Here is a 13,963-nt window from a genome sequence, read left to right as displayed (position 1 = left end):
GTGAGAGATTACAGTATCACAAATAAGAATTGTGGGCGATTTTGCCCGGACGTGAGACACCGTCGCTCGTACGGCCGGCCGAAAACGCTTTTGAGTGCTCCCGTCGAACCGTCAGTCGATGTCTCTCGAAGACCATGCCGAGGAGCTCGCCTCCGACCTCGGTGTTGACAAAGAGGAGGTCACACGCGACCTGGAAAACCTCGTGAACTACTCCGTCCCGATGGACGAGGCCAAGCAGAGCCTCAGACGGAAGTACGGCGACGGCGGCTCGGGCGGCGACGGCACGCCGTCGAGCAAGGCCATCAGCGAGGTGTCGACCGACGACTCGAACGTGACGGTCACCGCGGTGGTGCTCACGTCGGGTCGTCGCTCCATCCAGTACAACGGGGAACAGCACGTCATCCGCGAGGGCGAACTCGCCGACGAGACGGGGAAGATATCCTACACGGCCTGGGACGGCTTCTCGGGCGACCTCCAGCCCGGCCAGACCGTCCGGCTCGGCAACGCCGGTGTCCGCGAGTGGGACGGCCAGCCGGAGCTCAATCTGGGCGACAGCACCGACCCCGAGGTCGTCGACGAGACGCTCGACATCGACTACGATGTCGGCGGCCGCGCCACGCTGCAGGACCTCGCACCGGGTGACCGCGGCATCACTGTCGAGGTACAGGTCCTCGAATGTGAACAGAAAGTCATCGACGGCCGCGACGGCGAGACGACGATTCTCAGCGGCGTCCTCGGCGACGAGAGCGGCCGGCTCCCGTTCACCGACTGGGAGCCTCACGACGAAATCGAGGAGGGGGCGTCCGTGCGCCTCGAAGAGACGTTCGTCCGCGAGTTCCGCGGCGCACCCTCGGTGAACGTCTCCGAGTTCTCGGCGGTGACCGCGCTTGACCGCACTGTCGAAGTCACCGAAGACGCGCCGCGGCTATCGATCCGCGAGGCCGTCGAGAGCGGCGGGCTGTTCGACGTGGAACTGGCCGGCAACGTCATTGAAGTGCGGGACGGCTCCGGCCTCATCGAGCGCTGTCCGGAGTGTGGCCGCGTCATCCAGAACGGCCAGTGTCGATCCCACGGCGCGGTCGAGGGCGAGGACGACCTGCGGACGAAGGCCATTCTCGACGACGGGACCGACACTGTCACCGCAGTACTTGATGACGAACTGACCGCCCGCGTGTACGGCGGCGACCTCGACGACGCCCGCGAACACGCCCGCGACGCGATGGACAAGGAAGTAGTCGCCGACCGCATCAGCGACCGCATCGTCGGCCGCGAGTACGTCGTCCGCGGGTCGCTGTCGGTCGACGAGTACGGCGCTAACCTCACCGCCTCGACCTTCGTCGAGGCCGACGACGACCCGGCGACGCGTGCGCAGACCCTCCTACAGGAGGCAGACGCATGAGCGAATCCGGCGACAGCGGCCCCGGCCGCCGGGAGGTCGCCCATCGGCTGTTCGCCGCGGAGTTCGACGACGCCGACTTCTCGTACTCCGAATCCGACGAGGAACGCGCGCCGAACTACGTCGTCACGCCGACCGGCGCGCGAGTCAACCGCCTGTTCCTCGTCGGCGTCCTCACCGAACTCGAACAGGTCAACGACGACGTGCTCCGTGCCCGCGTCGTGGACCCGACCGGCCCGTTCGTCGTCTACACCGGGCAGTACCAACCCGACGAACTGGCCTTCCTCGAAGCCGCCGACCCGCCGATGTTCGTCGCCGTCACGGGCAAGGCCCGCACCTTCCAGCCCGACGACAGCGACCGGGTGTTCACCTCGGTCCGGCCCGAGAGTATCAGCGAGGTCGACGCGGACACGCGGGATCGGTGGGTCGTTCAGGCCGCCGAACAGACCGTCTCGCGCATCGGCCGGATGGCCAGCGCGAAACAGGCCGGCCTGGCCGGCGACGAACTCAGGCTCGCGCTGCTCGACCAGGGCATCGACGAGAGCGCCGCGGCCGGCATCACGCTCGCACTGGACCACTACGGCACGACCGGCGATTACCTCGACGCGCTCCGAACGACGGCGCTCGACGCCGCTCGCGTCGTCGCTGGCGACACGGACGAAGCGGAAGGATTGTCGCTGTCGCCGGACGACGGGACCGACGACCCGATTCCACTGCTCGCCTCCCTCGACCTCGATACTGACGTTTCCACGCCGGAGACGACGACGGACGAGACAGGTATGGACACGATGGCCGACGAACCGGCAGCAGAGTCGGAAGTCAGTGAGTCTACCACGGAAACGACGACGGAGACGACGGCAGACGAGCCTGCAGCAGAGCCATCGATGGAGACGGCATCCGATGACGCCACGGCCGAAACGACAATCGACGAGGAACCGACAGTCTCGGAAACGCCGTCTGGTTCGGAATCCGAAACCGTAGCGAGCGAACCTGAAACGTCGACGACTGCGTCCGCAAGCGAACCGGAGCCGTCGTCTGGAGCCGAGGGCGACCTGACCGACGACACGTTTGGAGACGGCGAGTCGGGTACCGACACAGCCGAACCGGAGGCGACCACGTCGACGGCCGCTGACACCGGCACAGCGGAGGCGGACGAGGACCTCGGCGAGTTCGATCCGGAGTTCGAACTGGACGAGGACGAGCGCGAGGAGATCGAGCAGGAGTACGGCACTGCCTTCCAGACGGGGACCGAGGTCGACGAGCCCGGCGAAGCCGGCATCGAGACGCCGGACCCCGACGAGGAGGTGCCCGCCGAGGCGGACACGGGCACGGAAGTCGACAGCGAGCCGGAGACGGAGCCCGCCTCCGCAACCGAATCAGAGCCAGCGTCGGAGTCGGAACCGGAGGTAGCGACAGAAACAGCACCGTCGACTGAAGAGGACACTTCGTCGTCCGCAGCAGAGACGACCGCAGAACCGGCGGCCGAAAGTGACGAGGATGACGACAGCGGCGCGGAGCCAGCCGAGGACGTTGACCTCGAAGACGCCGTCATGGAGGTCATGGGCGAACTCGACGACGGCAGCGGGGCCGACCGCGAGGAACTGCTGGCGGCGGTCGTCGACCGCTACGGGGTCGACGCCGACGCGGTTGACGACGCCATTCAGGATGCCCTGATGGGCGGTCGGTGTTACGAGCCCGACGACGGCAAGCTCAAGCCAATATAACCGAACGACGGCTCATAGCCGGTTCCGGGAGCCCTCTGGAACCGAGCCGCGGTGCTTTTCTCGCCAGACGGCCAACGCAGTAGCGATGCGTGTCGAACCGCTCCCTGACGTTCCGGCGGCGACCGTCGACACCGACGGGGAGCGACTGCTGGCGGTGGCGGACTATCACGCCGGCATCGAAGCGGGGCTCAGATACGAGGGCGTCGAACTCCAGTCGGCCGCCGCGGACCGCCGGGAACGGTTGCTGACATATTTAGACCGCGCCCGCGCCGACCGGCTGGTGGTCGTCGGCGACCTGGGCCACGCCATCGGCGACCCGTTCGACGACGAGCGGGCGGAACTCGAAGCCCTGTTCGAAGCGCTTGAGGTGCCCGTGACGCTGGTGAAAGGGAACCACGACGGCGGTCTGGAGCCGGTCCTGTCTGACCTCGATGCCGATATCGAGGTGACGGCGGGCCACGGAACCCGTATCGGTGCAGTCGGGTTCGCCCACGGCCACACCTGGCCTTCGCCGGACGTGCTCGACGCCGATGTTCTCTGTGTCGGCCACGAGCACCCGGTCGTCCGACTGGAGGACAGCGTCGGCGGCGCACAGAAGGAGCGGGCCTGGCTCCGCGGCTCGCTGGCGACTGATCCCTTTGCCGAGCAGTTCGACCAACCGATCGGGGACACACCGGATATCGTCGTCTTCCCGGCGTTTAACGACCGCTCCGGGGGGACGTGGGTCAACGTCGACGGCCAGGAGTTCCTGGCTCCGTTCCTGCCCGAGGGCATGGCAGATACCGAAGCGTTCCTGCTCGACGGCACGCGGTTAGGGGCCTACCAGCGGGTCTGAGCGGGACATCTGAGCTCGGTTACGTTTCTGAAAGGTCCGCTTCGAGCTCTTCGACCAGTTCGGTGTTGCCGAGGAACGTCGGCGTCCGGTCGTGGATACCGTCCGGTTCGACGTCGAGTAGGGACTGCGAGCCGTCGCTTGAGTCCCCGCCGGCTGCCTCGACGAGGTACGCGAGCGGCGCTGACTCGAAGTGGACCCGGAGCTTGCCGTTCGGATACCCCGTCGTCGCCGGATACCCGAACAGACCGCCGTACTCGAGTACCTGTGCCAGGTCGGCGACAGTCGCCCCGCCGTAGCGGAGCTTCAGGTCCCGCTCGAAGGCCTGGGCGATGTCGTTGAACTCGTCGCTGCGCTCACCGGTCTTGCCCGCTAAACCGACCACTGTGGCCTCCGCCGGCAGTTCGAACTGGCCCCAGCGCTCGCTGTGACCGTCCCGGAGGAGGTGCTCCTGAACGACATCGCGGTCGGACCGTGCGATTGTCAGTGTCGTATACGGGCCGTACAGCACCATCAGCGACGCGACCATTTCCCGGCCTGCCGCGGGCAGCTCGGCGTCGTAGACCCCGATTATCGTCCCCACGGAGTTGTTCGAGGCGAGGTTCGAGGAGCCATCGAGCGGGTCGATAGCGATACTGTAGCCCTCGCCGCAGTCGACCACGTCGCTGCGCTCCTCGCTCGCGTACGCGCCGATACCGTCGATGTGTGCGAGCGCGTCGAAAAACAGGTCGTCGGCCCACACGTCGCCACCGACCTGTTGCTCCCCGCTCGGGTTCTCGCCGGCCGACCTGTTGGCGTAGTTCGCCAGGTTCCCGCTGACGTAATGTGCCGTATCCTTCACCGCCCGTTCGATCTCGTCGAGCGTGTTCACGGTACATCACCGACCGCAGTTGTACAGGCGTCAGTCATGGTCGACATATCCCATGGCAACGACATAAGGCTGTACCCGGCGCTCCCCTGCAACGCGGACAGCGCCTCGATTTGTGACCGCGTGCGAGAAGGGGTGACACAACGTGTTTAACCCGGAGTAGTCGCTAGAGAGGGGCGATGACTGACGGGGTCGCTCGCGGCGATGACGCCTTTACCGCACTCGGTCCGGCCGTCCGCAGTGCGCTCTCCGAGCGCGGCTTCACGACGCCGACCGACCCCCAGCGGAAGGCGATTCCGACCCTGGCCGCCGGCCGGGACGCGCTGGTGGTCGCCCCCACCGGAACAGGAAAGACGGAGACGGCGATGTTGCCCGTCTTCGACGCACTGGCCGAATCCGAAGACCGATTCGGCATCGGCGCGCTGTATATCACGCCGCTGCGGGCACTCAATCGCGATATGCGCCAGCGCCTCGACTGGTGGGGCGAAACACTCGGTCTCGAAGTAGACGTCCGCCACGGCGACACGACGGACTACCAGCGCCAGAAGCAGGCCGACGACCCGCCGGACGTGCTCGTGACCACCCCCGAGACGCTCCAGGCGATGCTCACCGGGTCGAAGCTCCGGACGGCGCTCGAAGACGTGAACCACGTCGTCATCGACGAGGTCCACGAACTCGCCGCGGCCAAGCGGGGTGCGCAGTTGACAGTCGGCCTCGAACGGCTCCATGAACTGTCCGGGCAGTTCCAGCGTATTGGTCTTTCGGCGACCGTCGGTGACCCACACGAGGTCGGCCGGTTTCTCACCGGCGGGCGGACGTGTGCCATCAGAGAGGTCGACATCGGCAGCCGGCTGGACATCGAGGTGGTCCGGCCTCAGATCACCGACCGCGACGAGGAACTGTCGAGCACGCTCGTCACCGATGCAGGAACGGCCAGCCACGTCCGCTACATCGCGGACCTCATCGACGAGAACGAATCGGTCTTGCTGTTCGTGAACACCCGACAAACAGCGGAGGCGCTTGGCTCGCGGTTCAAAGAGTTGGGAACCGATCTCGGCGTCCACCACGGCTCGCTGTCGAAGGAGGCTCGCATCGACGTGGAGGACCGGTTCAAGGCCGGCGACCTCGACGCCCTGCTGTGTACCTCCTCGATGGAACTGGGCATCGACGTGGGCCACGTCGACCACGTCGTCCAGTACGGCAGCCCCCGGCAGGTGTCCCGCCTCGTCCAGCGGGTCGGCCGCGCCGGCCACCGCCGCGACCTCGTCTCCTCGGGAACGGTCGTCACGACAGACACCGACGATACGCTGGAGGCGCTGGCGATAGCGAGACAGGCCGAAGCCGGCGATGTCGAACCCGCCGAGATCCACGACGGGAGCCTCGACACGGTCGCCAACCAGATCGCCGGGCTGGTGATGGACACCGGCGAAATCCGGGCGATGCGCGCCTTCGAGATACTGACCCGCGCGTACCCGTTCCGGGACCTCGACGAGGCCCAGTTCAAGCAGGTCATCGAGGAACTCGCGGCGAACAACGTCATCTGGCTGGACGAGGACCGAGACACCCTGGAGAAGCGCCGCGGGACCTGGCAGTACTTCTATCAGAACCTCTCGATGATCCCTGACGAGGCCACCTACGACGTGGAGGACGTGGCCTCGGGCCAGCAAGTGGGAACCCTCGACGAGAAGTTCGTCGTCAACTTCGCCACGCCCGGCGAGGTGTTCGTCCAGCGCGGGGAAATGTGGCGCATCACGAACATCGACGAAGAAGAGGAGGTAGTGACCGTCTCGCCTATCGAGGACCCCGCCGGCGAGGTGCCCTCCTGGGTCGGCCAGGAGATTCCCGTTCCGAGGGCCGTCGCCGCGGAGGTCGGCGAACTCCGTCGCGTGGCCGGCCGGCAGCTCCAAGACGGCGCGGACACCGACGCCGTCGCCAGGGACGTGGCGACTCGCTACGCCGCCGGCCCGGAGACCGTCGCCGAGGGACTTTCGCAGGTCGAGAAGCACGAGGGGCCGATTCCGGACGACACGACCATTCTGGTGGAGTTCCACGGCCGGGAGGTCATCGTCAACGCCTGCTACGGACACAAGATCAACGAGACGCTGGGGCGAATCCTCTCGGCGCTGCTCGGTCAGCGAGCGGGCGAATCAGTCGCGATGGAGGTCGACCCCTACCGGATTACGCTGGAGGTCCCGCGCCGGATCACCGCCGGCGATGTCATCGAAGTCATCGAGGACACCGACCCCGACCACCTCCCGGCGCTGATCGAACTCAGCCTCAAGAACGCCGACGCGCTGAAGTTCAAGCTCGCGCAGGTGGCGACGAAGTTCGGGTCGCTCAAGCGCTGGCGGGGCCGCGGGTCGACTGACTTCGGCCGCGACCGCCTGCTGGCAGCGCTTGAGGACACGCCGATGTACGACGAAGCCCTGCGCGAGGTGCGCCACGAGGACCTCGCTATCGAGGCGACGGCCGATCTCCTCCGAGACATCCAGCGCGGCGACGTCACGCTCGAAACCGTCGGCGAGCACACGCCCATCGGGACCGGTGGCAGTTCCTCCGGGCGGGAACTCCTCTCACCGGAGAACGCCGACGCGAGCGTCATCAAGACCGTCAAGGAGCGCATCCAGAGCGACCGCGTCATCCTCATGTGCCTGCACTGCAAGGACTGGGACCGCAAGCAGCAGGTCAAGCGCGTGCGGGAGCAGCCGACCTGTCCGCAGTGTGGGTCCACCCGCATCGCCGCGCTGAATCCCTGGGCCGAGGAGGTCATTTCGGCGGTCCGGACCGACGACAAGGACGACGAGCAGGAGAAGATGACCGAGCGGGCCTACCGCTCGGCCTCGCTGGTCCAGAGCCACGGGAAGCGAGCGGTGGTCGCGCTGGCCGCCCGCGGCGTCGGGCCGCACAACGCCGCCCGCATCATCAACCGCCTGCGTGAGGACGAAGACGAGTTCTACCGGGACATCCTCCGGCAAGAGCGGGAGTACGCGCGCACGCAGTCGTTCTGGGGTTGAGGGCGGCAACGTACGCCAGCGGGCTAACTCAGTTCCCGAATCGCTTCCGCGAGTCGTGGCTCGATAGCGTCAGGCTCCGGTGCTTCTATCGTGAGTCTCGTGTGTCGCTCGTCGGCGTCGGTCACCTCCGAGAGCAGGCCGGCGCTGCGGTCGACCTCCAGGTACACCGTGAGCCCGTCGTCGTCGAACACCGGGACAATCTCGACCTCGTCGACCTGATCGGAGAACTCGCCGCGCTGTGGTCGGAACTCGAACTCCTGGGCGAAGTTCGCAGAGGTAGTGAACAGACTGCCAGCCGTCGCCTCACAGGCCGAGGCGTGGAGCGAGAAGCCGAGCGAATCCAGCGCGTCGAACACCGCTTGCGTGCGGTGTGTCGGTTCGACTTCGATGTAATCCTCGTCGCCGGGGTCGACCGCCATCGAGATGTCGAGGCCGGTCTCGATTTCGACGGCCGTCGAGCGCGTAGTCACCGGCGTCTCCCGGGGAATCTCGATAGTGGTCTCGAAGCGTCGTTCTTCGCCTGCTTCGATAGTGAACGGCTCGGTGAGTTGCCACTGGTCGATGATGGCGTCCTTGTACCCTTCGTCGGACTTGTATTCGGTTTCCAGCGCGAAGTAGACCGCGTCGACGTCCTGATCCGTCGACCCGCCCTCGACGTGGACCTCGGCCGGGACGGATTCGCCGGCTCTGACGGTATCCGTCGGCAGAATCGTGTCTACTGTGGCCGAGCCGATGCCGATTCTGGAGAGCACGTCTTTCATTGGTGTTGTGTAATTCGACCGTCACAGAGTATAAAGTTCAGGGAGTGACGCTATCGAAAGAATGGGGTTACGAGAGTGCCCGGGCACGTCCGGCACCGGGCTGAGAGAGCCAGTTGGGACCGTTTCACCCTGACATAGCCGTTTGGAGCCGTCGGTTCCACAGCGAACGCAACCGATCAGTCGTCTGATATACGCTGACCTATCATGACGACTCCAGCCGTGTTGCCGTCCAAGTCGGTCAGAGAGCGGCCGCTGAACTCATACGTACGGCGGTGCCCGCCGTCGGTGCGGAGACTGGCCGTGACGGTGGCTCGCCCGCGACCGAGAGACCGATCGACTGCGTCGGTAATCGCCTCCCGCTCGGCTTCGGGAAACAGGTCGGTGATCGGCAGCCCTTCGGCTGTTTGTCCGGTGTGGCCTGTAAGCTCACCCGCCCGTTCGTTGCAGTGCTCGATGTGCCCATCTGCACTAATGACAAACAGTGGGTCCTCCAGCGCATCGAGCGCTTGCTGGATGACCGCACGCTCCTCCAGTAGTTCCTGTTCGCGGTTGTGACGCTCGGTGATGTCAGTAAACGCAACGACCAGCTGTTCGACCTCGCCGTCCGAGATGATCGGCGTAGCACTGACTTCGTGGATGACTTCCCCGACCGGGTGGTCCAGTGTCAGCGTATATTCGATTGTCTCGCGCGTGGCGACACATTTCCGGTACGCACCAGCGACCTTTCTGCTGTTTTCGTAGCCAAGTGCTTCCAGTGGAGTCTTACCGATGAGCTCCGATTCTTTAAGTCCGGTGAACTCCAGCATCTGCGGGTTGCATCGCCGGAATCGAAACCCGTCTTCTTCGACATCAACGAGGAGGAGTCCGTTCCGCGTGTTCTCGAAGACAGCGGCGTACTCTTCTCTGGTCTGCTGCAACTGTTTTTCTGAGCGATACTGCGTGACAACATTATTGATCCGGTTGGCCAGTAGCTCGTACTGCTCGGTCCCGGATTGTTTTTGCAAGTAGTCGGTTGCACCGGCAGAGATAGCGTCGCTGGCGACTGCTTCGCTCCCCCGTCCGGTAAATAAAATAAACGGCAGTGTCTGGTGCTCTTCCCGAACAGCGTGCAGAAACTCAAGCCCATCCATCTCGGGCATCTCAAAGTCAGAAACGATACAATCGGGGAGGGTATCGTCGAGATACTGGAGCCCCTCGGCGGCACTTGTCGCAGTCTCGACGGTAAACCGGTCGTCTTTTCGTTCGAGCAGTTCGGCCGTCAGCTGCGCGAATCCTTGTTCATCATCTACATGTAGAATGCCAACGTCCCCCATATACATCCACAGGGACGGAATGGATTATTTCTTTCCATAGTTCACATCGAACGGGCAACAGAATGGTTACTGCGGCGACGGTGAATTCAACCATCTGAGTCGCTCTGAAGGGTGTGTAGCCATCGAACGGTCCGGTTACCTATGAGAGCTAGAGGGGAAAGTAGCCGGACCACTCAAAGCGCTCGGCGTGCAATGGGGGATATGACCGAGTGGCGCGATGCGTCGGACCCCGCCTGCCCGGAGTGTGGCGAGCCGCTGGAACCCACAGCGATGGCCTGCCCACACTGTGGCGCGTCGTTACTCACCGACGAACAGACTGAGATGCTTGACGAACGCCTGACCGAGACGCTTGAGTCGATGGACTCCGGTGCGCCGACGTGGGCAGTCACGCTCACAGGGCTTTCGCTCGGTATCGCCATTGCGCCGCTCGTGCTGTACGCCGTCGTCATCCTCGTCGGCGATCTCTCGCTTCCCGTGGCCGTGGGTGTCCTGCTGGCCGGCTGGCTCGGTCCGGCCGCGTATCTCTCGCGGCTCCGCAACCCCAGCGAGGTGCTTGCCCGCGGGCTGTATCTCGTCGTCGCCGGTGTGGCCGTCGTCGTGCTCGCAGTCGGCTACGAAGTGCTCCTGTCGGATGGCCCATCAGTCGTCTCCGAACAGACCGCGCTCGTGTCGCTCGGTCTTGCGATTCCGGCGGCGCTGGGCGCACTCATCGCGCGCCGTGCAGCCCGCCGGGCTGACCGGCAGGCCCGCGGAGAGCCGGGGCCGCTGCACGAGCGCTTCGGTATCGACGACGACGAGCCCGACAACTGAAAACGCCTAAGCGGGCCGCCGTTGTCCACCCGTGCATGCGACTGGAGGAGTACTGGGGCATCGGCCCGAAGACGTCAGAGCTGCTCACCGAGGAGCTGGGCGTCGAGCGGGCCATCGAGGCCATCGAGTCGGCGGATACACGAGCGCTAACCACGGCCGGCCTCTCCCGGGGGCGAGCGACGCGCATCCTCCGGCGGGCGACCGGGGCCGAGTCGATGGACCTGCTCGCCACCAGAGATACCCGCGACGTGTACAAGGAACTGCTCGACCTCGCCGAGGAGTACGCGGTCACCGAGGACGCGGCGGACAGCATCCGCGTGCTGACGCCGCTGCCGACCCGCGAGGCCATGGACGAGCGGCTGGACGACGTGCTCGAAGCGCGGGACACCTGGGCCGACCTCTCCGAAGGAGACCAGCGGGCCGTCCTCGACGCGTTCGACGCCTACGACGCCGACGGGGGCGAACTGGCCGCGGTCGACGTGGCGCTGGCGCTCCGGGACACCGGCATCGAGAGCGGCGTGTTCGAGCCACTGGCGACCCTCGACGGCGAGTCACTGACGGCTGGCCGGGCGGCGCTCGCCGGCCTCGCGGGCGACGGCGAGTCCGTCGGCGAAGGGGCCGACGAGGAACTCGACCGCCTGCGCGATCAGCTTGGGCAAATCGAAGACCTCGCAGCAGCCTCGATGGAGGTCGTCGAGGCCGTTCAGGAGGGCGCACGGCGGCCCGACGAGTTCCAGGACGCGCTCGTTCGCCACGTCACGAGCGAGACAGGCATCGACGCCGCAAGGGTCCGCGACGCGATGCCTCGCGAGGCGACCGACGCGCGGGACTTCGTGGACGTGGCGCTGCGGGAACTCCGGAGCACCCTGCGCAGCGACGTACAGGAGCGCGAGCAGGCGGTGGCCGACCGGCTGGAGGACGACCTCGCGGACGCCCGCGAGGACATCGACGCCGCCGTCGCGGCGGTGGACGACATCGCGTTCTCGGTGTCGCTCGCCCGCTTCGCCATCGCCTTCGATCTGACGCGGCCCACCTTCGTCGAGGACCGCAAGACAATCGCGGTCAAGCGAGCCCGGAACCTCACCATCGCCGACGTGGAGAGCGTCCAGCCGGTCACCTACGCCATCGGCGACCACACGCTGGACCTGGATCGGGCGAACCAGCCGCCAAGCGGCGACCGGGTAGCTGTCCTGACCGGCGCGAACTCCGGCGGGAAGACGACGCTGCTGGAGACGCTGTGTCAGGTGCAACTGCTCGCACAGATGGGGCTGCCAGTCCCCGCCGAGGCCGCCGAGGTGGGCATCGTCGACACCGTCGTGTTCCACCGCCGGCACGCCTCGTTCAACGCCGGCGTCCTCGAATCGACGCTGCGGTCGGTTGTGCCGCCGCTGACCGAGAGCGACCGGACGCTGATGCTCGTCGACGAGTTCGAGGCCATCACCGAACCCGGCTCCGCCGCCGACCTCCTCCACGGGCTCGTGACGCTGACCGTCGACCGCGACGCGCTGGGTGTGTTCGTCACCCACCTCGCGGACGACCTCGAACCGCTGCCCACCGAAGCCCGCGTCGACGGCATCTTCGCCGAAGGGCTGAATCAGGACCTCGACCTGCAGGTCGACTATCAGCCCCGCTTTGGCACGGTCGGGAAGTCCACACCGGAGTTCATCGTCTCCCGGCTGGTCGCGAACGCCACGGACCCCGTCGAGCGCAACGGGTTCGAGACGCTTGCCACAGCTGTCGGCGAAGAAGCGGTCCAGCGGACGCTCTCGGACGCGCTCTGGACCGACGAGTAGCGCAGTTACGACAGCGAACCGCCGACGACTTGCTCCTCCCCTTCGACCGCCCCGGCGACGTTGTCCAGCAGCCGCCGTACCTCCCGGCGGTTGTACCATCGGATGAGCGGCGCGAGGAGAAACTCCGGGAGCGGCCCGGGAACCTCGTATTCAGCGGCGTATGTGAGTCGCGTGCCGCTGCGCTCCGGTTCGAACCGCCAGGCGATCCGCCCCGTCAGGTCGCCGCTCATCTCGTAGACGATGCGCTCGGGCGGCTTGTATGTCGAGGCACGGACCTCACCGGTGAAGGTGATTCCAAACATTTTGTACTCGTACGCAGCGCGGTTTCCGCTGTTTGGCAGCCGCTCGATACGCTCGGCGCGGGTCAGGCTCGGCGTGACGGCCGCCTGATTCGACGGCTCGTCCATGAACGCGAAGACCGTCTCGACCGGCGCATCGAGCCAGCGGTCGTCAGACGTATGCACCGTCATGTGTCGTGCTTCGTACTCCAGTATCTTACACGCTCGGCCACACAGTGACACCAGACCAGCCGGGGTCAGGAACTACTGCGACCGGTCCCGGCGGCTACAGCCGACGGGTACGGCGTGACTGTGCTCGGCTCTTCGAGTCGCGTCGCCGCCGTCCGATGACAGCGGCGAGGTATGTTCTGTGCATCATGGGTGACTTCCCGTCAGGAGTCGAACCTGCGCCGGGCAGGGACCCGGCGTAACCGGGCGATTTCGGGAAAGCAGGAGACGGGGCGAGTTAGAGGGTTGCGCTTACGCGTTACCGGTCACGTCGAGGCGGTTGACCGCCATCACGCCGAACCCCTCCTGCAGGAGTTCGGTGCGGCCATCGGCGGTGTTCCGTTCAGCGTCAACGCGCAGGGTCAGCGACACGTCGGCGTCGACCCGGATGTCGGTCCAGGTCGGCCGCACGCTGGTCACGCGGTCGACCGCCACGTCTTCGACGCCGTCGACGGCCGCGAGGACGCCGGCGACACCGGCTTCGAGGGTCTCGGACCCGCCACGCGGAACGCGCAGTGATACGTCGGCCGATACCTCGGTCGGGGGAGTCGCCTGCAGCGACATAACGCCGACGGCCGGAGTCGAACCGAGCAGGGAGGGCACTCACCAATCGAGTCGCGTCGGTCAGGGACTGCGCGGGCGGCGGGCGCGTACGTCCGGCCCGGAGCGGCCGGTACAGGATTCCCACACCGGGACGATGGGGAACCCGAGAGCTGGACAGCAAGGTGGCTACACGATACGGTAGGGGTAACAGGGGCGATGGCGGCACGCCGAGAGGCCACACTGTGCGGTGCAGGCCTCGCAGACGGACCAGCCGAGCGGGAGGCAAAGCCCCACCGCTCGACAGTAAGCCCGGTCGAATCGCCGCCGCAGTGCGGCGTCCGTGAGTGGGACGCCGGTCCCACGGCAGCGAACCAGTCTATGGTGCCACGGGCGGAATTTTCAC

The 13,963-nt window shown here is 66.1% G+C and carries 11 protein-coding genes; 6 read left to right on the top strand and 5 right to left on the bottom strand.

Annotation, left to right across the window (positions count from 1 at the left end; translation table 11 throughout):
- Positions 1-118: 118 nt before the first annotated feature.
- The 3 genes from VI234_RS15735 (at position 119) to VI234_RS15725 (ending at position 3,955) form a co-directional block, all read left to right on the top strand.
- Positions 119-1,399, top strand: coding sequence for a Single-stranded DNA binding protein (locus VI234_RS15735; protein ID WP_336330551.1), 1,281 nt, complete (start codon positions 119-121; stop codon positions 1,397-1,399).
- Positions 1,396-3,120: a hypothetical protein gene (locus tag VI234_RS15730; RefSeq protein WP_336330550.1), complete on the top strand. Its 1,725-nt coding sequence runs from the start codon at positions 1,396-1,398 to the stop codon at positions 3,118-3,120. Before VI234_RS15735 ends, VI234_RS15730 begins: the two co-directional genes overlap by 4 nt.
- A gap of 85 nt (positions 3,121-3,205) precedes the next feature.
- Positions 3,206-3,955: a metallophosphoesterase gene (locus VI234_RS15725; protein ID WP_336330549.1), complete on the top strand. Its 750-nt coding sequence runs from the start codon at positions 3,206-3,208 to the stop codon at positions 3,953-3,955.
- A gap of 19 nt (positions 3,956-3,974) precedes the next feature.
- On the opposite strand, the gene VI234_RS15720 is transcribed toward VI234_RS15725, so the two are convergent.
- Positions 3,975-4,823 carry a class 1 fructose-bisphosphatase gene (locus tag VI234_RS15720; protein ID WP_336330548.1) on the bottom strand — a complete coding sequence of 283 codons (849 nt, stop codon included), beginning with the start codon at positions 4,821-4,823 and terminating at the stop codon, positions 3,975-3,977.
- A 176-nt stretch (positions 4,824-4,999) separates the two neighbouring features.
- On the opposite strand from VI234_RS15720, the gene VI234_RS15715 reads away from it, so the two are divergent.
- Entirely contained in the window at positions 5,000-7,834 is a 2,835-nt protein-coding gene (locus VI234_RS15715; RefSeq protein ID WP_008308871.1) for a DEAD/DEAH box helicase, read from the top strand.
- A 23-nt stretch (positions 7,835-7,857) separates the two neighbouring features.
- Here VI234_RS15715 and VI234_RS15710 read toward each other — a convergent pair whose 3' ends face one another.
- The gene (locus VI234_RS15710; RefSeq protein ID WP_008308870.1) at positions 7,858-8,595 is read right to left on the bottom strand and encodes a sporulation protein; all 738 of its coding nucleotides are present in this window, start codon (positions 8,593-8,595) and stop codon (positions 7,858-7,860) included.
- A gap of 176 nt (positions 8,596-8,771) precedes the next feature.
- Positions 8,772-9,908, bottom strand: coding sequence for a PAS domain-containing response regulator (locus tag VI234_RS15705; RefSeq protein ID WP_336330547.1), 1,137 nt, complete (start codon positions 9,906-9,908; stop codon positions 8,772-8,774).
- A gap of 201 nt (positions 9,909-10,109) precedes the next feature.
- Between VI234_RS15705 and VI234_RS15700 the strand changes: the two genes are divergently transcribed.
- Positions 10,110-10,718 (top strand): zinc ribbon domain-containing protein, encoded by a 609-nt coding sequence (locus tag VI234_RS15700; RefSeq protein ID WP_336330546.1) that lies wholly within the window; start codon positions 10,110-10,112, stop codon positions 10,716-10,718.
- A 35-nt stretch (positions 10,719-10,753) separates the two neighbouring features.
- Complete coding sequence (locus VI234_RS15695; protein ID WP_336330545.1) at positions 10,754-12,511, top strand: MutS-related protein; 1,758 nt, start codon at positions 10,754-10,756, stop codon at positions 12,509-12,511.
- Between the two features lie 5 nt (positions 12,512-12,516).
- Here VI234_RS15695 and VI234_RS15690 read toward each other — a convergent pair whose 3' ends face one another.
- Together VI234_RS15690 and VI234_RS15685 are read right to left on the bottom strand one after the other, a co-directional pair.
- Positions 12,517-12,981, bottom strand: coding sequence for an SRPBCC family protein (locus VI234_RS15690; RefSeq protein WP_336330544.1), 465 nt, complete (start codon positions 12,979-12,981; stop codon positions 12,517-12,519).
- 288 nt (positions 12,982-13,269) lie between these two features.
- On the bottom strand, positions 13,270-13,581 hold the full coding sequence (locus VI234_RS15685; protein WP_008308862.1) for a hypothetical protein: 312 nt from the start codon (positions 13,579-13,581) through the stop codon (positions 13,270-13,272).
- Positions 13,582-13,963 lie beyond the last annotated feature (382 nt).

It is taken from the genome of Haloarcula sp. CGMCC 1.2071 (assembly GCF_037078445.1).
Lineage (GTDB): Archaea > Halobacteriota > Halobacteria > Halobacteriales > Haloarculaceae > Haloarcula > Haloarcula amylolytica.
The sequence above is the reverse complement of the archived record's forward strand: the minus strand, read 5'-3'. Positions and strand labels throughout refer to the sequence as shown.

Bases quoted from the DNA above. Each gene is read 5' to 3' on its own strand.
- VI234_RS15710 (WP_008308870.1), bottom strand. From the start codon at position 8,595: ATGAAAGACGTGCTCTCCAGAATCGGCATCGGCTCGGCCACAGTAGAC.
- VI234_RS15695 (WP_336330545.1), top strand. From the start codon at position 10,754: ATGCGACTGGAGGAGTACTGGGGCATCGGCCCGAAGACGTCAGAGCTG.
- VI234_RS15730 (WP_336330550.1), top strand. From the start codon at position 1,396: ATGAGCGAATCCGGCGACAGCGGCCCCGGCCGCCGGGAGGTCGCCCAT.
- VI234_RS15700 (WP_336330546.1), top strand. From the start codon at position 10,110: ATGACCGAGTGGCGCGATGCGTCGGACCCCGCCTGCCCGGAGTGTGGC.
- VI234_RS15705 (WP_336330547.1), bottom strand. From the start codon at position 9,908: ATGGGGGACGTTGGCATTCTACATGTAGATGATGAACAAGGATTCGCG.
- VI234_RS15735 (WP_336330551.1), top strand. From the start codon at position 119: ATGTCTCTCGAAGACCATGCCGAGGAGCTCGCCTCCGACCTCGGTGTT.
- VI234_RS15725 (WP_336330549.1), top strand. From the start codon at position 3,206: ATGCGTGTCGAACCGCTCCCTGACGTTCCGGCGGCGACCGTCGACACC.
- VI234_RS15715 (WP_008308871.1), top strand. From the start codon at position 5,000: ATGACTGACGGGGTCGCTCGCGGCGATGACGCCTTTACCGCACTCGGT.
- VI234_RS15690 (WP_336330544.1), bottom strand. From the start codon at position 12,981: ATGACGGTGCATACGTCTGACGACCGCTGGCTCGATGCGCCGGTCGAG.
- VI234_RS15685 (WP_008308862.1), bottom strand. From the start codon at position 13,581: ATGTCGCTGCAGGCGACTCCCCCGACCGAGGTATCGGCCGACGTATCA.